The organism is Streptomyces niveiscabiei, assembly GCF_033794345.1.
Classification (GTDB): domain Bacteria; phylum Actinomycetota; class Actinomycetes; order Streptomycetales; family Streptomycetaceae; genus Streptomyces; species Streptomyces niveiscabiei.
The window spans coordinates 170,198-189,677 of the sequence record NZ_JARAYJ010000011.1; the positions used below are offsets into that span (position 1 = coordinate 170,198).

20 protein-coding genes and 1 riboswitch are annotated in these 19,480 nt (G+C 73.3%); of the genes, 18 read left to right on the plus strand and 2 right to left on the minus strand.

Annotation, left to right across the window (positions count from 1 at the left end; translation table 11 throughout):
- The first annotated feature begins 19 nt into the window (after window positions 1–19).
- The 9 genes from bla to PV682_RS17975 all read left to right on the plus strand — a co-directional run bounded on the left by bla (window position 20) and on the right by PV682_RS17975 (window position 8,244).
- Window positions 20–895 carry a class A beta-lactamase gene (gene bla / locus PV682_RS17935; RefSeq protein ID WP_319730905.1) on the plus strand — a complete coding sequence of 292 codons (876 nt, stop codon included), beginning with the start codon at window positions 20–22 and terminating at the stop codon, window positions 893–895.
- Between the two features lie 199 nt (window positions 896–1,094).
- Window positions 1,095–2,612 (plus strand): alpha-N-arabinofuranosidase, encoded by a 1,518-nt coding sequence (locus PV682_RS17940; protein WP_319730906.1) that lies wholly within the window; start codon window positions 1,095–1,097, stop codon window positions 2,610–2,612.
- Between the two features lie 3 nt (window positions 2,613–2,615).
- On the plus strand, window positions 2,616–3,623 hold the full coding sequence (locus PV682_RS17945; protein WP_319730909.1) for a LacI family DNA-binding transcriptional regulator: 1,008 nt from the start codon (window positions 2,616–2,618) through the stop codon (window positions 3,621–3,623).
- A 71-nt stretch (window positions 3,624–3,694) separates the two neighbouring features.
- A riboswitch (cobalamin riboswitch) is annotated at window positions 3,695–3,843 on the plus strand.
- Window positions 3,844–3,879: 36 nt separating this feature from the next.
- A complete protein-coding gene (locus tag PV682_RS17950) occupies window positions 3,880–4,095 on the plus strand; it encodes a CbtB domain-containing protein (RefSeq protein WP_055721275.1) in 216 nt (71 codons plus the stop codon).
- Between the two features lie 21 nt (window positions 4,096–4,116).
- The gene (locus PV682_RS17955) at window positions 4,117–4,863 is read left to right on the plus strand and encodes a CbtA family protein (RefSeq protein ID WP_319730913.1); all 747 of its coding nucleotides are present in this window, start codon (window positions 4,117–4,119) and stop codon (window positions 4,861–4,863) included.
- Window positions 4,864–5,019: 156 nt separating this feature from the next.
- The gene (locus PV682_RS17960; protein WP_319730915.1) at window positions 5,020–5,304 is read left to right on the plus strand and encodes a hypothetical protein; all 285 of its coding nucleotides are present in this window, start codon (window positions 5,020–5,022) and stop codon (window positions 5,302–5,304) included.
- 30 nt (window positions 5,305–5,334) lie between these two features.
- Window positions 5,335–6,576, plus strand: coding sequence for an MFS transporter (locus PV682_RS17965; RefSeq protein WP_319730917.1), 1,242 nt, complete (start codon window positions 5,335–5,337; stop codon window positions 6,574–6,576).
- A gap of 106 nt (window positions 6,577–6,682) precedes the next feature.
- A complete protein-coding gene (locus PV682_RS17970) occupies window positions 6,683–7,252 on the plus strand; it encodes a maleylpyruvate isomerase N-terminal domain-containing protein (protein ID WP_319730919.1) in 570 nt (189 codons plus the stop codon).
- Window positions 7,253–7,332: 80 nt separating this feature from the next.
- Window positions 7,333–8,244 (plus strand): phosphotransferase family protein, encoded by a 912-nt coding sequence (locus PV682_RS17975; protein ID WP_319730921.1) that lies wholly within the window; start codon window positions 7,333–7,335, stop codon window positions 8,242–8,244.
- Here the strand turns inward: PV682_RS17975 and PV682_RS17980 are convergent.
- Window positions 8,202–9,332 (minus strand): globin domain-containing protein, encoded by a 1,131-nt coding sequence (locus PV682_RS17980; protein WP_319731056.1) that lies wholly within the window; start codon window positions 9,330–9,332, stop codon window positions 8,202–8,204. The two genes, PV682_RS17975 and PV682_RS17980, sit on opposite strands and share 43 nt — an antisense overlap.
- 78 nt (window positions 9,333–9,410) lie before the next feature.
- Complete coding sequence (locus tag PV682_RS17985) at window positions 9,411–9,854, minus strand: RrF2 family transcriptional regulator (RefSeq protein WP_319730923.1); 444 nt, start codon at window positions 9,852–9,854, stop codon at window positions 9,411–9,413.
- Window positions 9,855–9,927: 73 nt separating this feature from the next.
- Here PV682_RS17985 and PV682_RS17990 point away from each other — a divergent pair, with 73 nt between their 5' ends.
- From PV682_RS17990 to PV682_RS18030, 9 genes are all read left to right on the plus strand, one after another.
- On the plus strand, window positions 9,928–10,704 hold the full coding sequence (locus PV682_RS17990) for an aminoglycoside phosphotransferase family protein (RefSeq protein ID WP_407705701.1): 777 nt from the start codon (window positions 9,928–9,930) through the stop codon (window positions 10,702–10,704).
- A gap of 50 nt (window positions 10,705–10,754) precedes the next feature.
- Entirely contained in the window at window positions 10,755–11,624 is an 870-nt protein-coding gene (locus PV682_RS17995; protein WP_319730925.1) for an alpha/beta fold hydrolase, read from the plus strand.
- Between the two features lie 257 nt (window positions 11,625–11,881).
- Window positions 11,882–13,108 (plus strand): enoyl-[acyl-carrier-protein] reductase FabV, encoded by a 1,227-nt coding sequence (gene fabV / locus PV682_RS18000; RefSeq protein WP_319730928.1) that lies wholly within the window; start codon window positions 11,882–11,884, stop codon window positions 13,106–13,108.
- Between the two features lie 29 nt (window positions 13,109–13,137).
- Window positions 13,138–14,544 carry a carboxylesterase/lipase family protein gene (locus tag PV682_RS18005; RefSeq protein WP_319730930.1) on the plus strand — a complete coding sequence of 469 codons (1,407 nt, stop codon included), beginning with the start codon at window positions 13,138–13,140 and terminating at the stop codon, window positions 14,542–14,544.
- Between the two features lie 145 nt (window positions 14,545–14,689).
- Window positions 14,690–15,349, plus strand: a complete 660-nt coding sequence (locus PV682_RS18010; RefSeq protein ID WP_319730932.1) for a cupin domain-containing protein — start codon at window positions 14,690–14,692, stop codon at window positions 15,347–15,349.
- On the plus strand, window positions 15,346–16,344 hold the full coding sequence (locus PV682_RS18015; RefSeq protein ID WP_319730934.1) for a hypothetical protein: 999 nt from the start codon (window positions 15,346–15,348) through the stop codon (window positions 16,342–16,344). The genes PV682_RS18010 and PV682_RS18015 overlap by 4 nt, the downstream gene beginning before the upstream one ends.
- Window positions 16,345–16,377: 33 nt before the next feature.
- Entirely contained in the window at window positions 16,378–17,199 is an 822-nt protein-coding gene (locus tag PV682_RS18020; RefSeq protein ID WP_319730936.1) for a hypothetical protein, read from the plus strand.
- 28 nt (window positions 17,200–17,227) lie between these two features.
- Window positions 17,228–17,737 carry a hypothetical protein gene (locus PV682_RS18025; RefSeq protein WP_319730938.1) on the plus strand — a complete coding sequence of 170 codons (510 nt, stop codon included), beginning with the start codon at window positions 17,228–17,230 and terminating at the stop codon, window positions 17,735–17,737.
- Between the two features lie 39 nt (window positions 17,738–17,776).
- A complete protein-coding gene (locus PV682_RS18030; protein WP_319730940.1) occupies window positions 17,777–19,474 on the plus strand; it encodes an asparagine synthetase B family protein in 1,698 nt (565 codons plus the stop codon).
- Window positions 19,475–19,480 lie beyond the last annotated feature (6 nt).

Below are 19,480 nucleotides of genomic sequence, written 5' to 3' on the forward strand. Positions count from 1 at the left end.
ACCGTGAGGACGGACGACCATGGCACGAACGAACACCCCGCGACGCCGCACACTCCTCGCCCTGGGCGCCGGAGCGGCCCTGACCGCGGCCGTGGCGCCCCCGGCCCACGCCGCCGGCAGGGACGTCTTCGCCGGCCTGGAGGAGGAGTACGCCGCCCGGCTGGGCGTCTTCGCCCACGACACCGCGACCGGGAGGACGCTGACGCACCGCGCGGACGAACGGTTCCCGATGTGCTCGGTGTTCAAGGCGCCGGCCGCGGCGGCCGTCCTGCGCGACGGCCTGGACCCGGCCAAGCGCATCCACTACACGCGGCAGGAGCTGACGGACTCCGGATACGCGCCGGTCACCGAGAAGCACCTCGACACCGGCATGACCGTCGAGGAACTCTGCGCCGCCGCCGTCTCCCACAGCGACAACGCCGCCGCCAACTTCCTCCTGCGCGAACTCGGCGGCCCCACCGCCATCACCCGCTTCGCCCGCTTTCTCGGCGACCCCGTGACCCGCCTCGACCGCTGGGAGCCCGACCTCAACTCCGCCGAACCCTGGCGCACGACGGACACGACGACGCCCCACGCGATCGCCCGCACCTACGCGAAGTTCCTCCTGGGCGACGTCCTGCGGCCCGCCGACCGCACCCGCCTCACCTCCTGGATGGTCGCCAACTCCACCAACGTCACCCGCTTCCGCGCCGGACTCCCCGCGGACTGGATCCTCGCCGACAAGACGGGCGGCGCGAGCTCCTACGGCGTCGCCAACGACGTCGGCGTGGTGTGGCCGCCCGGCAGGGCGCCGCTGGTGATCGCGGTGCTGACGACGACGTACGCGGCCGAGGGGCCCTCGAAGAACGAGCTGGTGGCCAAGGCGGCGGCGCGGGTGGCGGCGACGCTGACCTGAGGCGGGTGAGGGGTGGCCGGGCGCCCGGCCACCCCTTTCCTGCGCGCGGGCGCGGGTGCCCGTCGGGGAGCGAAAGTTTCCGTGACTCCCGTGGGGCCGGGTGACCTTGACGGCCCCGACGAGGGCGTGTGAGGTGTTTATCGCTACAAACGATCACCTCGACGTCGTACACGTCACCGTATGTCTCCCGGGAGTAGCTGTGCCCAACGCCACCGCGGTCGTCAACCTGGACATCGAAGGGCCGACGATCAGCCGGCACCTCTACGGTCACTTCGCCGAGCACCTCGGGCGCTGCATCTACGGGGGGTTCTGGGTCGGGGAGGACTCCGAGACCCCCAACGAGGGCGGGATCAGGCTCGACGTCGTCGAGGCGCTGCGCGCGCTGAACATCCCGAACCTGCGCTGGCCCGGCGGGTGTTTCGCGGACGAGTACCACTGGCGGGACGGGATTGGGCCGCGCGAGGAACGGCCTCGGATGGTCAACACGCACTGGGGGAACGTCGAGGAGAACAACCACTTCGGCACCCATGAGTTCATGGCCCTGTGCGAACTCCTCGGCGCCGAGCCGTACATCAGCGGGAACGTCGGCTCCGGGACCGTGCGGGAGATGAGCGAGTGGGTCGAGTACCTGACCCGCGACGGCGACAGCCCGATGGTGCGGCTGCGCAAGGACAACGGCCGCGACGAGCCGTGGAAGGTGAAGTACTGGGGGATCGGGAACGAGACCTGGGGCTGCGGCGGCAACATGCGCGCCGAGTACTCCGCCGACCTGGCCCGCCAGTACGCCACGTACTGCCGCGACCACGGCGACAACAAGCTGTACCGGATCGCCTCCGGCGCGTCGGACGCCGACTACAAGTGGACCGAGACGCTGATGCAGCAGATCAGCTGTTTCGGATGCGACGCGACGCCCAGGAACTTCTTCCAGGGCGTGTCCGTTCACTACTACACACTGGCCGGACCGTGGGAGGCGAAAGGCAGCGCGACCGCATTCGACACCGACGACTACTACCGCACGATGCTCGCGGCCCGCCGCATCGACGACATCCTCACCGGACACTCCAACGTGATGGACATCTACGACCGTGGCCGCACGGTCGGCCTGGTCCTCGACGAATGGGGCACCTGGTGGGACGTCGAGCCGGGCACCAACCCGGGCTTCCTCTTCCAGCAGAACACCATGCGCGACGCGCTCGTAGCCAGCACGCACTTTGACATCTTCCACAAGCACGCGGCCCGCCTCCACATGGCGAACATCGCCCAGACGGTCAACGTCCTCCAGGCGATGATCCTCACCGACGGCGACCGCCTGGTCCTCACTCCGACGTACCACGTGTTCGAGATGAACAAGGACCACCAGGACGCCACCTCACTCGCAGTCCACCTCAAGGCCGACGAGGCCCGACGCACCGTCGCCGGGGCGGAACTCACGACCGTCTCCGTCTCCGCCAGCGTCAAGAACGGCAAGGTCCTCGTCTCCCTCTCCAACCTCGACGCCGAAGAACCGGCGGAGGTCACCCTCGACCTGCGGGGAGGCACCCTCGGCGCCCCGGTCGCCCGGCTCCTGACGGCCGGCCGCGTCCAGGACCACAACACGCCCGAGCAGCGGGACACGGTCGCGCCACGCCCCTTCGACGGGGTCAAGGCGACGGACGGCGGCCTGACCCTCACCCTGCCCCCGCACTCCTTCCTCACCCTCCAGGCCCCGCTGACCTGACCCGTGGCGACCATCCAGGACGTGGCGAAGGCGGCCGGGGTGTCCGCGATGACCGTCTCCAACGTCATCAACGGCCACCCCCACGTACGGCGGGAGACCCGCGACAAGGTCCTCGCGGCGATGGCCCGGCTCGACTACCGGGTCAACGTCGCCGCCCGCAACCTCCGCAAGGGCCGCACCGGCACGATCGGCCTCGCCGTGCCCGAGGTCGACAGCCCGTACTACAGCCGCCTCGCCGCCGGCGTCATCGCCGCCGCCGGACGCCACGGCCTGCGCGTCGGCATCGAACAGACCGGCGCCACGCGGGAGAGCGAACTCGACGCCCTCTCCCTCTCCCGCAACCGCCTCTACGACGGCCTCCTGCTCAGCGCCGTCGGCCTGGCGCAGACCGACGCCGAACGCCTCACCGTCGAGCACCCCGTGGTCGTGCTCGGCGACCGCATCGTCGGCGGACCCGTGGACCACGTCGGCATGCCCAACTTGGAGGCGTCCCGGGCGGCCGTCGCCCACCTCGTCGAGCGGGGGTGCCGGCGGATAGCGCTGGTCTGCGGAGACATCGACGAGATCGACACCTCCAGCCTCCGCCACGCCGGCTACCGGCAGGCCCTCACCGACGCGGGGGTGCCGTACGACCCCGGACTGGTCCGCGAGGTCGGCCGGTTCGGGCTCGCCGAGGGCGCCCGGTGCGCGCGGGACATGGTCGCCGGGGGCCTGGACTTCGACGGCGTGTTCTGCGTGACCGACACCCTCGCGATGGGCGTCCTGCGCGGACTCGCCGACAGCGGCGTCCGCGTCCCCGGCCAGGTCAAGGTCATCGGGTTCGACGACATCGCCGAGAGCGCGTACCTCGTCCCGTCCCTGTCCAGCGTCGACCCCGACCACGACGGCATGGCCGAACACGCCGTCACCCTCCTCGTCACCCGCATCGAACAGCACGAACCCCCGCCCCGGTACGAGGAGTTCGTCAGCGGCTTCACGCTCGCGATCCGCGAGTCGAGCGGCGGCCCGTGAGGCGCGACCCGGGGCGGCGAAGGGCCCTGAGCGGCGGCGTCGGGAGGAAAGTGCCTGGTGACGCGGGGTTGGTCGGGTACACGTCACGCGGTATCGTCGCCCCGACAACGACGGCAGGACGGAAGCCGGTGAGATCCCGGCACGGTCGCGCCACTGTGTGCCCTGCGGCCTCTTCGAGGCAGGGGTGAGTCAGACCCGTAGCCGTCGTACGGAGCACCACCGAGACGGGACGCGAACTCCCGAAGGAGGCCCTGCCATGGCGCAGCACGTCGCCCAGCCGACCACCGCCACCACCCCGCTCAAACTGCCGTTGAAGGCCATCGCCCCCTGGGCCGTCTTCTTCGGCGTCCTCATGCTGATCCTGCTGTACTTCGTCGGCGCCGAGCAGGGCGCCACCGCACTCCTCTCCGGCGAAGAGGTCCACGAGTGGGTGCACGACGCCCGCCACCTGCTCGGCTTCCCCTGCCACTGACCCGAGGGACGCCGACACCCCATGAACTCCGCAACCGTACGGAACCTGCTCGTGCGGGGCATGCTCGCCGGTCTCGCGGCCGGCGTGCTCGCCCTGATCGTCGCCTACGTCCTCGGTGAACCCTCCGTCGACAAGGCGATCGGCTTCGAGGAGGCCCACTCCCACGAGCACGGCCACGAGGCCGAACTCGTCTCCCGCTCCCTCCAGTCCACCGCCGGACTCGCGACCGGCGTCCTCGTCTACGGCGTCGCCTTCGGCGGCATCGCGGCCCTCGCGTACTGCTTCGCCCTCGGCCGCGTCGGACGCTTCAGCCCCCGGGCCACCGCGCTGCTCCTGGCCAGCTGCGCGCTGGTCGCCGTCTACGTCGTCCCGTTCCTCAAGTACCCGGCCAACCCGCCCGCCGTCGGCGACGGCGACACCATCGGGAAGCGCACCACCCTGTACTTCCTGATGCTGGTCCTCAGCGTCCTGCTCGCCGTCGCCGCGACCCTCCTCGGCAAGCGGCTCGCGCCTGGCCTCGGCAACTGGTGGGCGACGGTCGTCGCGGTGGCCGCGTTCGTCGCCGCGACCGGGCTGGCGTACGCGTTCCTGCCGTCCGTGAACGAGGTGCCCGCCGACTTCCCCGCGACCGTCCTGTGGCGGTTCCGGCTCTCCGCGCTCGCCATCCAGGCGACGTTGTGGACCGGATTCGGGCTCGCCTTCGGGGAGTTGGCGCATCGGCTGCTGAGGCCCGATCCCGTGACCCGGCGGGAGACCGTCACCGTCTGACACCTGAGGGCCTCGACTGCGGGGCCCTCACGTGTTCGCTGGCGCAGGCGCAGGCGCAGGCGCAGGCGCAGGCGCAGGCCAGGCCCCAGCCCCGGCCGAGATCCCGGCCCCGGCCCAGATTTCAGCCCCGGCTTCGGCGAGGAGCGGAGGAAGCACGTGCCCAACACACCCCGGCCGCGCCGGATCACCCTCGGCGGGCGTGAGGTGGTGGCGCTGACTGTCCCGGAGTACGAGCGGTTGATCGCCAGCAGGCGGCAGGTCGGCGGGCAGAGCGCGCGGGTACGGGTGCTCGCGGAGCAGGCCAGGCGTACGGAGAGGCTGGTGGCGGAACTGGAGGCGTTGGCCGGAGGGCCGGTGCGGTGTCATCGGGTGCCGGTCGACGACTGTGTGCGGTGTGCGGTCGCCGGGGCGCTGCGGAGGTATCGGGGGCGGAGGTCATGAGACCGAGGGCCTGGACATGAGGTGGGAAGCATGGATGTGACCGTCCCCGCGACGACTGCCTCGACCGATCCCGTGCGGGCCCAGCGGCGCGTCCTGCGGGTGCTGGTCGCCTCCCAGGTCCTCAGCGGCATGGGGCTGGCCGCCGGGGTCACCGTCGGCGCCCTCCTGGCACAGGACATGCTGGGGTCCACGCGGCTCTCGGGGCTGCCCAGCGCCCTGCTGACCGGGGGTTCCGCGCTCACCGCCGTAGCCGTCGGACGCGTCTCCCACCGCCGTGGGCGCCGCCCCGGGCTCGTGCTCGGGTATCTCGCGGGGGTGCTCGGGGCGGTGGGGGTGATCGTCGCCGCCGTCGTGGACAGTCCGGTGCTGCTCTTCGCCGCGATGTTCGTGTACGGGGCCGGGTCGGCGACGAACCTTCAGGCGCGGTACGCCGGAGCCGACCTCGCGGCGCCGGGGCATCGGGCGCGGGCCGTGTCGACGGTGCTGGTCGCGACGACGCTGGGCGGTGTGGCCGGGCCGAACCTCACGGCGCCGATGGGGGAGGTGGGGGCGGCGCTGGGGATTCCCGAGCTGGCGGGGCCCTTCCTGCTGTCCGGCGGCGCGTACGCGCTGGCCGCGCTGGTGCTGACGGTGAGCCTGCGCCCCGACCCGCTGGTCCTGGCGCGGACGCTGGCCGCGCGGACGCCGGTCAGCGGCCTGCTGAGCCCCCGCGAGGGCGGCGGCGTCACGCTGGGCGCGCTCGTCATGGTCGTCACCCAACTCGTCATGGTCGCCGTCATGACGATGACGCCGGTCCACATGCACGACCACGGGCACGGGACCGGCGCGTCCGGGCTGGTCATCGCCGTCCACATCGCCGCGATGTACCTCCCCTCCCCGCTGACCGGCCGCCTCACCGACCGCCACGGACCGCTCCGCACGGCAACGTCCGCCGCGCTCACCCTCCTGACTGCCGGCCTGGTCGCCGCCACCGCCCCGGAAGACTCCGTCCCCCTCCTGAGCCTGGCCCTCGCCCTCCTCGGCCTGGGCTGGAACCTCGGCGTCGTCTCCGGCACCGCCCTCCTCACCGACTCCGTCCCCCTCACCAACCGCGCCAGGACCCAGGGCCTGGTGGACGTCTCGATCTCCCTCGCGGGCGCCACCGGCGGCATCTCCTCGGGCCTGATCGTCACATCGACGAGCTACCCGACCCTCGCCCTCACATCGAGCGCCCTCGCCCTGACCCTCCTCCCGGTGATCGCGGCCACGGCATACTCACAACGCGGCGCATGAAGCTCCGTCGCCCGGGACTTCGGCATGGTCACATCCATGCTCCAGCCCTGCCTGAACGACGCACGGACGACGACAACCACCCCGGCCCCGTCACGAGGAGTTCCGCATGGACCACAAGGATGTCGACGCCGCCGTGGCGGAGATGCTGGAGGTGCTCGGCCCCCGTACCGCCGAGGACTGGACGGTGGCGGCCGGGCCGCTCGAATGGACCTGCCGGGAGACAGCGGCCCACATCGCACACGACCTGCTGGCCTACGCGGCGCAGGTGGCGGCGCAGCCCGCCGACGCTTACCTCCCCATCGACCTGAACGTCCGCCCCACCGCCTCACCGGCCGAAGTGCTCCAGGCCGTCACCGCCTGTGGCGGACTGCTCGGCAGCGCGCTGGCCACAGCCGACCCGGCCCTGCGGGCCTGGCACTGGGGCCCGTGCGACCCCGGGGGGTTCGCCGCGATGGGTGTCGCCGAGATCCTGCTGCACACCCACGACATCACACAGGGCCTGTCCGTGGACTGGCTGCCACCGGCACCGCTGAGCGCGGCGGTCCTCACCCGGCTCTTCCCCGCGGCCCCGCCCGGAGACCCCACCCGGGTCCTCCTCTGGTGCACCGGCCGAGCAGAACTCGCCGGCCTCCCCCGCCAGACCTCCTGGACGTGGCAAGCGGCACGCCCGGACTGACCGGCCCGAGCGACGGCGTGATCCGGCGGCGAGGCGGTGTTCCTTCGAGCAGGAGTGACCGGAAGGGTGCTGGTGACCTGGTGAGTGTCCGCTCGTCGAGCCTGGCCTGGGTGAAGCAGTGCCTGGAACCCGGCGAAGAGATCGTCGGTGTCGAGGTGTTGTACGGGGGCATCAGCGCGCAGACGCGGCGGCTGGCCATCCGTACGAGGGGCGGCGGGACCCGTGAGCTGGTCCTGCGGACCGGGGTGCGGCATGAGGACGAGGTGCGCAGGGAGGCCGGGACGCTGGCCCTGCTCGCGGGGACCGGCGTGCCGGCCCCCGTGCTGGTCGCGGCCGACGCGGGCGCCGGAGCACTGCTCATGACGTACCTGCCGGGCCGGACGTGCCTCGACGACGAGGGGGTCGCCGAGCGGGTGCCCCTGCTGGCCCGTCAGCTCGTCGGGATCCACGCACTGGAACCCGACGAGCGACCGCCGGCGTACACGACGCGGACGACCGCCGAGAGCGTCGTGATCCCGCCCGGCGCCGACACGGCGACGTGGGCCGCCGCGATCGACGTCATCCGCGAGCCCGCGCCACCGTACGAAGGACGGTTCCTGCACCGGGACTTCCACCCCGGCAACGTCCTGTTCGGCGTACCGCTGAGGATCACCGGCGTCGTCGACTGGGCGACCGCGTCGTGGGGACCGGCGGGCCTCGATGTCGCGCGCTGTGCGACCAACCTGGCGTTGCTGCACGGCCCGGAGTGGGGGCGGAGGTTCGTCGAGGCGTACGAGGAGGCGGGGGGCCGGCTGGGCCGGCGCTTGTATTGGCTGGTCCGGGACGCGTTGGCGTTGTCGGAGGAGGTGCGGGCGGTGGCGCGGGCGTGGCGGGAGGCGGGGAGGGCGGAGCTGACGGCGCGGGTCGTGGAGGAGCGGCTGGACGCGTACGTCGGGCGGCTGATGGGCGGTCAGGAGCGGGCCGACCAGTGGTCGGGGCTGAAGAGTTCGTAGTGGACGGCGTCCGGAGCGACCCCCTTGTCCAGCAGGCCGGTGCGGACCGAGCGCAGGAAGGGCAGAGGGCCGCAGAGGAGCGCGGTGGCTGCCGGGGGGACGTCGAGGGCGTCCAGGGTCGCGTGGCGGCCGTAGAACAGGTGGAGGGTCGCGTCCGGCAACTCCTCGACGAGACGCAGGAGTTCGGCGCGGTGGGCGTGGGTGGCGGGGGAGCGGTCCGCGTGGACGACCGTGACCGGGCGGGCGGAGTCCGTCGATGAGAGGTGGTCCAGCATCGACAGCATCGGCGTCGTACCGATCCCGGCGGAGGCGAGGAGGAGCGGGCCGTCGCCGTCGGGGAGCGTGAGCGTGCCGTAGGGGGCGGAGACGGTGAGCGTGTCGCCCGGACGGGCGTGCGTGTGCAGCCAGGTGGAGACCTCGCCGTCGGGGCGGAGGGGGTCGTGGACACGCTTGACGGTGATGCGCCAGTCGGGGTGGGCGGGCCCGCGGGAGAGGCTGTACTGGCGTATCTGGCGTGCCCCGTCCGGGAGGTGCACTTGGACGCTGACGAACTGGCCCGGCAGGAAGGTGCCGTGAGGGTCGCGCAGGACGAACGACACAGCGTCCGGCGTCTCCTCGTGGCGTTCGGTGATCGTCAGCTCCTGCCAACCCCCCTTCTCCTCACGGAGTTCCGCCTCGGCGGCGATCAGCGTGTCGGCCATCAGCCAGTACACCTCGTCCCAGGCGGCGGCGACCTCGGGCGTGACCGCGTCGCCGAGGACGTCGGCTATTGCGGCGAACAGGTGCGTGTGGACGACCTTGTACTGCGAGGGCTCGATGCCGAGGGACGCGTGTTTGTGCGCGATGCGGGCCAGCATGGCGTCCGTACGGGTGCCGTCGAGGAGCATGCCGGCGTAGGCCACGATCGAGCCCGCGAGGGCGGCGCGCTGTTGGCCGTTGGCCTGGTTGCCCCGGTTGAACAGGTCGCGCAGGAGGCCGGGGTGGGCCGCGAAGAGGCCCTCGTAGAACCGGCCCGCGATCTTCTCGATGTGGGCGCCCACGACGGGCAGCGTCCGGCGGACGACGGGAACGGAGCGCTGGGAGAGCACCGGGACCTCCTGAATTGGCGTCATGGATTCCAATTAACGGACGGGAAGCGGCAACGACCGGCCGTACGTACGGCCGTGTCACTCCGGGCGGCGCACCGCCAGCCCGACGAGCACGGGGCCGGTCGGCGAGGCCACGAGATCGGCGACCACCACGGGATCGAGCGCCGCGAAGAACGCCTCCCGCGCGTCCCGCAACGCCCCGCGCAACCGGCACGCCGCACGCAGCGGACACGGCGGATCGCCCTCGCAGTCGACCACCTCCGCCTCCCCCTCCAACTCCCGCACGAGCCACCCCACAGAAGCCCGCCGCCCCAACCCGGTCAGCACCAGCCCCCCGCTGCGCCCCCGCCTGGCCTCCACCACACCGAGATGCTGGAGCCGGCTGATGGCCTTCGCCATGTGGCTGTACGGCACGTCCATCGCCTCCGCGACCTCCCGCGAGGTCAGCGAGGCACCCTCTTCGACGACCGCGAGCCGCATGACGGCACGCAGGGACAGGTCGGTGAACTTGGTCAACCGCATGAGCCGACCGTAGCAAATACGCATCACGGATACCTATTTGCGGGTGGGGTGGGATACGTCATAGACAGAGCACATGAACCTCTCCGGCGCAGACCGATTCCCCGTCCACGAAGGCCAGTTCCACCGAGTCGTCATCGGCCCCGACCAGGTCGTCTGCCACGCCCGCACGGACGCCGCCGCCCGCCGGCTCCCCGCGCGGGCGGCCGTCCTGCGCACGATCGCCGGGCTCGGCCTCGGCATCCGTACGCCGATCCCGCTGGCCGAGGGCGACGGCCACCTGGTGCTGAGCCGCATCCCCGGAGCACCGCTCGAAGGCGGCGGCGGAGACGAGGTGGCCCGGCAGTACGTGAACCTGCTGAACGCGCTCGCGCGAGCCGGGCGGCGGGCGCGCGGCGTGGTGCCGGTGGGGGAGTGGGACGGGTTCGTGACCGGCGTACGGCAGGACCTGCTGCCGCTGATGTCCGCCGCCGGACGCGAGCGCGCCGCGAGGGAACTCGCCGCGCTGGAGACCCTGCCCCGGATCACCTCCGCCCTCGTCCACGGCGACCTCGGCCGCGAGAACGTCCTGTGGGAGACGGTCGACCGCGCACCCCGCCTCAGCGGTGTCGTGGACTGGGACGAGGCGTGCCTCGGGGACCCGGCGGAGGACCTGGCGGCGATCGGCGCGAGCCACGGGGAGGAACTGCTGGGGCGGGTGCTCGCGCTCGGAGGGTGGGGCGGCCCGGACGTCGTACGGCGCATCGCGGTGATCCGGGGGACGTTCGCCCTCCAGCAGGCGCTTCACGCGTGGCGCGACGGGGACGAAGGGGAACTCGCGGACGGGTTGAAGGGGTACCGGGGTACGCCGTGAAGGGCGGCGGCCCGCTCCCCGTGCCCCGTCGGCGCGGTAGGTTCTCCGCCGTGACCTTGACCGAGACCCAGGGCGTCGCGTCGATGAGCGACGGGGCGCAGGTGCGGTGGACGGCGCTGGGCGACACGACCCGGCAGCCGCCCGTGGTCATGCTCCACGGCGGCCCGGGCCTGCCGGACTACCTCGGCGACGTCGCCCCCATGATCGCCGACCTCGCCCCCGTGTACCGGTACGACCAGCGTGGCACCGGCCGGTCCCCCTGGGAGGGCCGCCATTCCCTCGCCCGGCATGTCGACGACCTCGCCGGACTGCTCGACGCGTGGGAGGCGCCCCGGGCCGTACTGATCGGGCACTCCTACGGCACCGACCTGGCGAGCCGGTTCTGTCTGGCGCACGCCGACCGGGTCGCCGCGCTGCTGCTGATGTGCGGACCGTTCGTCGGAGACTGGCGCAGCGGGGACCGGGCGGAACGCGAACGCCGCATGTCCACGGCGCAGCGGGAGCGGCTGCGCGAACTGGAGGCGATGGCGCACCGCACCGAGGAGCAGGAGGTCGAACTGCTCACCCTTGCCTGGTTCACCGACCACGCCGACCCCGAACGCGGGTGGCACTGGGCCGCGCAGGGTGCCCGCCGGCGGCGCCCCGTCAACTGGGCCATGAACAGGGAACTCGGCGAGGCCGGACGCGCGGACCCGCTGGACGACCACATCACCGACCTGCGCGCACACCTGCCCGCGCGAACGGAGCTCCTCGGCGGCCTCGACGATCCCCGCCCGCTGGCGGCCCTCGCGTCACTCGCGTCCCGCCTCGACCTCCCGCTCACGCGGATCGAGGACGCCGGGCACGAACCCTGGCTGGAACAGCCCGACACCGTGCGGGCGCACCTTCGCAGATTCGTCCGAGGCGCGACGAGCACATAGAACTCCGCAGCCCGCAGCCCGCAGCCCGCCACCCGCCAACGCGCTCTGCCCGGCGGCCTCTCCGAGCAGATCCGACACCGACCCGGACGCACCGCCCCCAGCCTCCGCATGCGCCCCCCGGCCCGCCCGGCGTAGTGGAGAAACTCCAACACCTGCTCAAGATCCTTGTGCCCGGCACGAGATCCGCGCACGTGCGCCCCGCAGCAGACTGACAGGGCGTGACGAACCACCTACCCGTCGACCCAAGGACCGCATCCGTGAGCGAGCGCGTACTCATCCCCCGCAACCGGGGCTTCCTCTTCCTCGACTCCCACCCGGCGGGCTGTGAGCGCCTCGTCGCCGACATGTGGCAGGCATGCCCCGACCCCGCCACCGCCCCGGAGGCAACCGGCCCGGTCGCCCTGGTCATCGGCTCCTCCGCCGGATACGGCCTCGCGGCGACCCTCGCAGGACTCAAGCGCGCCGGCATCAGGGGCATCGCCGTCTGCTTCGAGAAGGCCCCCACGCCACGCCGTACCGCCACCGCCGGCTGGTACCGCACCGCCGCCACCGCCCGCCTCGCGCGCACCGCCGGACGCGACCTGGTCTTCCTGAACGGCGACGCGTTCTCCGACGACATGAAGGACCAGGTCGCCGACCTGATCGAGACCCGCTTCGGCGGCACGCTCGACCACCTGATCTACTCCGTCGCCGCGCCCCGCCGCACGGACCCCGACACGGGGACCACGTACGCGTCCGTCCTCAAGCCCATCGGGCGGGCGAGCCGTACGAAGACCCTCGTCTTCGACGACCAGGGCGTCCCCGAGGTCCGCGAGGTCGAGACCGCGCCCGCCGAGGGCGACGACGTCGAACAGACGATCGCCGTGATGGGCGGCGCGGACTGGGAGCGCTGGATCGACCACCTCGGCGCGCGCGACCTGCTCGCCGAGGGCTTCTCCACCGCCGCCCTGTCGTACATCGGCTCGCCGCTCACGGAGGCCATCTACCGGCAGGGCACGATCGGCGCGGCCAAGGCCCACCTGGAGGCCACCGCCCGCACGCTGGACGAGCGGCTCGCCAAGACGGTCGGCGGCAAGGCGGTCACCTCCGTGAACGGCGCCGCTGTCACCCAGTCCTCGACGGCCATCCCCGGCATCGCCCTCTACACCGGCCTGCTGCGCGGCGTCCTCGCCGACGGCATGGTCTCGCCCATCGGCCAACTCGCCTCCCTCTGGGACCAGTTGACCGGCGTCGCCCCGCTCGACCTCGACGACGAGGGCCGGGTGCGCCTCGACGCCTGGGAACTCACCGACGCCGTACAGGCCGCCGTCGCCGAACGCTGGGCGGCGGCGACCACCGACACCATCGCCGCTCTCGCCGACCTCGACTGGTTCCACGCGGAGGTGCAGCGCCTGTACGGGTTCGCCGTGCCCGGCGTCGACTACACGGTGCCGGTGGAGACGGACGTCGCCTGGCCCCAGGCGCTGCCGACGGCGTCGGACTGACGACCGTCCGAGGGACGGCGAGGACTCCCATGACGAAGATCATCGAAACCGGCGGCGGGAAGGTCCGGGGCGTCGAGTCCGGCGACGGCGTCCTGTCCTGGCGCGGCATCCCCTATGCCGCCCCGCCGACCGGGGAGCTGCGCTGGCGCCCGCCCCGGCCCGCCGAGCCCTGGACCGGCGTACGCGACGGCTCGCTCCCCGGCAGCCCCGCGATCCAGCCGCCGCCCCTGATGCCCGCCCTCGCGGGCCCTCCGGAGGTCCCGCCGCCCGCCGAGGACTGCCTGTACCTCAACGTCACCGCCCCCGCCGCCGCCGAGCGCGCGCCCGTCCTCGTCTGGCTGCACGGCGGCGGCTACCACGTCGGCAACGGGCACGACATCGCGGGCGACGGCGCCGCGTTCGCCCGGGACTTCGGCGCCGTCGTCGTGAGCTTCAACTACCGGCTCGGCGCGCTCGGGTTCCTCTCCCTGCCGGACGAGGAGCACACCGGCGCCCACGGCACCCACGACCAGATCGCCGCCCTGCGCTGGATCCACGCCAACATCGCCGCGTTCGGCGGCGACCCCGGGCGGGTGACGGTGTACGGCGTGTCCGCCGGGGCCAAGTCCATCTCCAACCTCATCGCCTCGCCGCTCACCCGGGGCCTCATCCACGGCGCCGCGACCAGCAGCGGCGGCGACCACGTGGCGACCCCCGCGCAGAGCCGCGCCCTCGCCGCCCGCTTCCTCAAGGAACTCGGCGCCGGCGACCCCCGGCAGGCGCCCGCCGCGGCCGTCCTCGACGCGCAGAACGCCATCGCCGAGGGACTGGAGGCCACCTGGGTGTGGCGCCCCGCCGTCGACGGGCTCGCCGTTCCGCGCCGGCCCACCGCCGCCATCGCCGACGGCGCCGCAGCGGGCATCCCCCTCCTCGCCCAGCACTGCCTGAGCGAATGCCTCCTCTTCGAACTCGGCGCACCCGGCTCCGCCGCCCACGCCGACCGGGTCCTGACGGACGCCTTCGGCCCCGCCGGACGCGACGAGATCCTCACAGCCCATCCCGGGGGCGACCGGATCGCCGTCATGACCGACGAGCGGTACGTCGTCCCCACCACCCGCCTCGCCGACGCGCAGAGCGCCCACGCCCCCGTCTGGCGCTCCCGCTACGACGGCCCTCTCGCCGAGTACGGCGGACTCCCCGCGTTCCACGGCTCCGACGCCCCCGGGATCTGGGCGGGCGGAGCCGGCGCGGCGGGCGAACTGCACGCGGCCTGGGGGGAGTTCGTGACGACCGGGACGGCGGGGTGGACGCCGTACACGGTGCCCGGGCGGGCCACGATGCTGTTCACCGCCGAAGGGCGCCGACTGGAGAACGACCCCGACGCGGACCGGCGCGCGGCCTGGGAAGGGCGGGAATGGCAGGCGGGGGCCTGGTACGCCGTGGGGGAGGGGTTCTGAGGTCCTCGGCGTTGAACGGGGGAGGCCCTCGGCATTCACCCAGCATTCTTCCCTGCGTCGGAAGTTGGTCCCTCCCGAACCTCGTCGCGTTCCGGACCAGCTGCCTACCATGCGCCTACATGAGCGGCACACGGGGGAGGCGCGCTTGTCCGGCGGTATGCGTGAAGGTTTCGCGGATGCGGGGCGGCTGCCGTCCGGTGTACGGCTGTACCGGATCGGCGCGGACGGCACCGTCGTCCTCGCCGACCGCGACGGCGCCCGCGAACTCGGCCCCGACAAGGACCTGTTGAGGTTCATCGACGACGGCCAGTTCGCCCACTACCTCGTCGGCGACGCCAAGACCTCGCCCGAACGCCCCTCCAACGCCACCGTCAAACTCGGCGTCGTCGGCCCGCGCAGCGCCTTCACCCCGCACGCCCACGGCGGCGAGCACCACGTCCTCAGCCTCGGCTACGCCTCCTGCGGCCTGTACGACGCCGAACGCCACCGCGTCACCGAAGTCCCCCTCGCCCCAGGCGAGTTGATCCGCATCCCCGAGATGATGCCGCACTCCTTCGCCAACCGGAACACCGACCCGCTCACCATCCTCGCCGCGAACACCGGCTACGGCATCGACCACGAGGACTACGCGATCACCGCCGACGAGGCCGAACGGCGTCGCGCCCCGGAGTTCCGCCGGCTCGCCGCCGCCCTGCGGGACATCGAACGCCACCAGGACGTCCACGGCACCGGCGTCACCACCGTCCGCGAACGCCTCGCCGCACGCCTGCGGCGCATCGCACAGCGACTGGAGGGCCGCACATGATCTGCCCGCACTGCCGCGAGTCCCTCCTGCGCAAGGAACGCCCCGGCAACCGGTGCGGCAAATGCGGGCGCCGGTACGCCTTCGACCCCAAGACCGACCCCCTCGAACTCAACGACCTCCGGGTCCTCAGGATCGCGGCGGCCCTCACGAGCGGCGGGCAACTCCCCTGCACCGTCGGCCAGTTGTGGTACGCCCTCGCCCGCCGCTCCCTGCGCCGGCCCCGGGTCGAGACAGGATGCGCGATCCCCTTGGCCGTCCTCGGAGGCGGCGTCGGCATCGTCGGCGTCGGCGCCGGTGCGGGCGCCGCCCAGGTCGTCGGCCTGCTCGCGCTCCTCGTGGCGGCCGGGTTCGGCGTCGCCCACGTCATGGGGGTCGGGCGGGGCAGACCCCGGCTCGAACGGGCGTCGTTCCGTACCGTCTCGCTCGCTGCTTGGCGGGTCGCCCACGGCTCCCTGCCGCCCGGCATCCTCGATGACACCCGCGCCCCGCCGCCGCGCGAAGGGGCGGCGAGCAGGACCGTCGTCCTGTGCCCCGACCGGTCCATCGCCGTCTTCCTGCATGCGGCGGGCCTGGACGTCGTCACCGAACCGTCCGCCCTGCCCGGCCGGGTGCCCGTCCTGGTTCTCCACGACGCCGACGCCGCCGGGGTGCTGTACGCCCACTGGGCCCGCAGCGCCTATCCCGGGCGGATCGTCGTCGACGTCGGAGTGCCGGTGGACGCCGTGTACGGGGTGCGCAAGGCCGTACCCGTCCGGGGGGAGCGGCCGGACGCCGACACCGTCAAGTCCCTCGCCGCCACCGGGGAGTTGACCGCCCGGCAGGTCAAGTGGCTGGCGCGGGGGTGGGGGTTCCCGCTCGTGGGGGTGCCGCCGGCGAAGCTGCTGGCCGCCGTGGTGCGGGCGCGCGAACAGGTCGAGGCGCGGCGGGAGGCCGCCGCCGTCGGCTTCCTGACCTGGCCCGAGACTCCACGAACCGGACCCGGAGGGCCCGGATGAGCCGCCCCGCCGCCGAAAAGGACGGGAACTGACATGCCGAGGCCACTGCTGAGCCGCGCGATCACCGTGGCCGCGCGCCGGGCCGCCGCCCCCGGGAACCTGCGCTTCACGGAACGCCAGCTGTACTACGAGACCTGCCGGGTACTGCGCCCGCGCCTGGCCCCACCCCGCCGCGTCCCCCACAGCCCGCCCCCACCCCTGCGCCTGCCCCACTTCACCGAGGCCCTGCACGCCCTGGACCTCCCCGGCCTCCTCCCCGCAGCCGAACCCGCCCCGGCGACCGGCGCCCCCGCACGGGAACCCGACCTGTACGACTACGGCGTCCCCCGCCTCCTGATCTGCGAGAACCGCGAGATCGCCGGCATGCTGCTGGCCAACCACGTACACCTGGAAGCCGCCTGCCCGATCCTCGCCGCACCCGACGACCTCCCCCTTGACCCCCGCCTCGCGGGAGCCCTGGCCCGAGCGGGCGAGGCGACCGTGCACGTCCTGCACGACGCGAGCCCCACCGGCATCACCCTCCCCGCGAAGGTCCGCGACCTTCTCGGCCCGGTCCCCGGCGTGCGGGTGGCCTCTCTCGGCCTCGTCCCCCGTCACGCCCAGACCCTGCACCTGATCTCCGGCCGCAGGCCCGGCCGCGTACCCCCGACAGGCCCGCTCCCGCCCGGCCTGACAGCGGCGGAGGTCGACTGGCTGGCAGCGGGCCGCTTCGCGGAGGTCGCCGCCGTCCAGCCCGCCCGCCTCGTACGCGCGGTGCTGCGCCTGACCCGTGGCCCCCGCCCCGCCCGCGCCTCCGTCTGGAGCGAGCTGCGCGGCCTGCGGACCGCCGGGTTCATGACCTGGCCCGATGCCTGACCCGACTCCGAACCGAGGACCCACACGCATGATCCGCCCACGCGAGACCGGCTACCGGGACGAACTGCTGGCCGACGGGACCGTCCACCGCGCCTACGAGGACGGCGGCCAGGAGTGGCGTCGCCGCGCGCCGGACGGTGTCGTGCGGTGGCGCGACGAGCGGGGCGGCAGCGGCACCGACGAACTCCTCGGCGACAGGATCGTCAAGCGGGTCCGCGCCGACGGGACGGTCATCTACGGGCGGGACATCGGCTACGGCCGCACCCTGTGGGGACGCGGCGAGCGGCTCACCGTCAACCGCACGTCGTTCGGCGGCCGGATGGGCGCGGTGCTCGCCGGGATCGGCATCGCGGGGCTCGCCGTGACGGCCGCGCACCTGCCGCCCGTGTCGCTGACGCCGGAGGAGGAAGAGGAGTTGCGGCAGCAGGCGCAGAGTTCGTCGTCCGGCGGCGGGGACGGCGGGGGCGGGGACGCCGGGTGGGACGGCGGGGACTGGGGGGACGACGACGGGAGCTGGAGCGACGACGACTTCGGGTGAACGGAACCAACCCACCTACGACGTAAGGACATCCACCTGATGGCGCGCTTCTGCGTCTGCGCGGCACCCGGCGCCGCGCACCTCACCGCGATGGGCGTGACCCCGCTCGCCCCGGGCCTCGGCCTCGTACCCGGCGAACCGGGCCACGCGGACGGCCCGTTCGAGGCCGACGGCCGGCGCGCCGTCGGAGAGGTCACCCTCCACAACCGCGCCGAACTCCGGGCCGCCCTGGACGTCCCCGTCCCGCCCGGCATCAGCGACGGCGAACTCCTCCTGCGCTGCTGGACCCGCCTCGGCGCCCGGGGCGTCGCGCTCGCCGAGGGCATGTTCGCGCTGGCGGTCCTCGACGGCGACGACGTCGTCCTGATCCGCGACCACGTCGGCGCCCGCACCCTCTTCTACGCCCGCGCGGCGGGGACCTGGGCCGCCGCGACCTCCCTGCGCGCCCTGCGCCGCTGGCCCGCGCTCTCCACCCGCGTGAACCTCTCCGCCGTACGCTCCTTCCTCACCTTCGCCTACCTGCCGGGCGACGAGACGCTCCTGGAGGGCGTACGGGAGGTGCTGCCCGGACGGGTGCTGCGGCTCGCGGCCGACGGGGCGACGACGGAGACGGTGTACTGGGAGCCGGCGGAACGTATCGCCGGCGACGGCGACCCCGTCCTCACCCTGCGCAGGCTCCTGGAGGAGGCCACCGCGCGGCGGCTGCCCGAGGCCGAGGCCGTCGCCGTCCTGCTGTCGGGCGGCGTCGACAGCTCCCTCGTCACCGCGCTCGCCGCGAAGCTGCACAGCCACCCCGTGCACACGTACTCGATCAGCTTCGGCGGCGAACTCCCCAACGAACTCGGCTACTCGGGCCTCGTCGCCGCCCACTGCCACACCCGGCACCGGGTGCTGACGGTCTCCGGCAGGGCCGTGGCGGCCCGCCTCGCCGAGACCGCCGCCCTCCTCGACAGCCCGGTCGGCGACCCGCTCACCGTCCCGAACCTGCTGCTCGCCGAGGCGGTCGCCGGGGACGGGCACACGGTCGTCCTCAACGGGGAAGGCGGCGACCCCGTCTTCGGCGGGCCGAAGAACCTCCCCATGCTGGTCCAGGAGATGCACGCGCGCACGCCCTGGCCGGAGGACCGCGCCACCGCCTACCTGCGCTCCTACCGCAAGTGCTGGACCGACCTCCCCGACCTGCTCACCGCCGACACGCTGGCCGCCCTCGACGACGCCCCGCCCCCGCAACGCTTCGTCGAGCCCTACCTCACCGGCCCCGACCGCATGCCCCATCTCCTCAACCAGCTCCTGCACTGCAACCTGCGCACCAAGGGCGCCCACCACATCCTCACCAAGGTCGAACGCCTCACCGCCTCCCAAGGGCTCCAGGGCCGCGCCCCCCTCTTCGACCGGCGCGTCGTCGACCACGCCTTCGCCGTCCCGCCCACCCTCAAACTCCGGGGCACGGCCGAGAAATGGGTCCTCAAGGAGGCGGTGCGGGACCTGCTGCCCGAGACGGTCGTGGACCGGCCGAAGAGCGGCATGCGGGTACCCGTGCAGCAGTGGCTGAGCGGACCCCTGCGCGACCTCGGCGGCGACCTGCTGCTCGGACACGCGGCCCGGCAGCGGGGACTGTTCCGCGCCGACACCCTACGGACCTGGCTGCGCGGCGAAGGCACCCTACTGCCCCGGCAGGGCGGCAAGTTGTGGCTCGTCCTCACGCTGGAGCTGTGGCTTCGCGCATACGACCTGTGAACGCCC

What these genes read in the sequence shown, in the direction of transcription:
- bla (WP_319730905.1), top strand. Translation starts at nt 20, where the DNA reads ATGGCACGAACGAACACCCCGCGACGCCGCACACTCCTCGCCCTGGGC.
- PV682_RS17950 (WP_055721275.1), top strand. Translation starts at nt 3,880, where the DNA reads ATGGCGCAGCACGTCGCCCAGCCGACCACCGCCACCACCCCGCTCAAA.
- PV682_RS17955 (WP_319730913.1), top strand. Translation starts at nt 4,117, where the DNA reads ATGAACTCCGCAACCGTACGGAACCTGCTCGTGCGGGGCATGCTCGCC.
- PV682_RS17965 (WP_319730917.1), top strand. Translation starts at nt 5,335, where the DNA reads ATGGATGTGACCGTCCCCGCGACGACTGCCTCGACCGATCCCGTGCGG.
- PV682_RS17970 (WP_319730919.1), top strand. Translation starts at nt 6,683, where the DNA reads ATGGACCACAAGGATGTCGACGCCGCCGTGGCGGAGATGCTGGAGGTG.
- PV682_RS17985 (WP_319730923.1), bottom strand. Translation starts at nt 9,854, where the DNA reads ATGCGGTTGACCAAGTTCACCGACCTGTCCCTGCGTGCCGTCATGCGG.
- PV682_RS17990 (WP_407705701.1), top strand. Translation starts at nt 9,928, where the DNA reads ATGAACCTCTCCGGCGCAGACCGATTCCCCGTCCACGAAGGCCAGTTC.
- PV682_RS18005 (WP_319730930.1), top strand. Translation starts at nt 13,138, where the DNA reads ATGACGAAGATCATCGAAACCGGCGGCGGGAAGGTCCGGGGCGTCGAG.
- PV682_RS18015 (WP_319730934.1), top strand. Translation starts at nt 15,346, where the DNA reads ATGATCTGCCCGCACTGCCGCGAGTCCCTCCTGCGCAAGGAACGCCCC.
- PV682_RS18020 (WP_319730936.1), top strand. Translation starts at nt 16,378, where the DNA reads ATGCCGAGGCCACTGCTGAGCCGCGCGATCACCGTGGCCGCGCGCCGG.
- PV682_RS18025 (WP_319730938.1), top strand. Translation starts at nt 17,228, where the DNA reads ATGATCCGCCCACGCGAGACCGGCTACCGGGACGAACTGCTGGCCGAC.
- PV682_RS18030 (WP_319730940.1), top strand. Translation starts at nt 17,777, where the DNA reads ATGGCGCGCTTCTGCGTCTGCGCGGCACCCGGCGCCGCGCACCTCACC.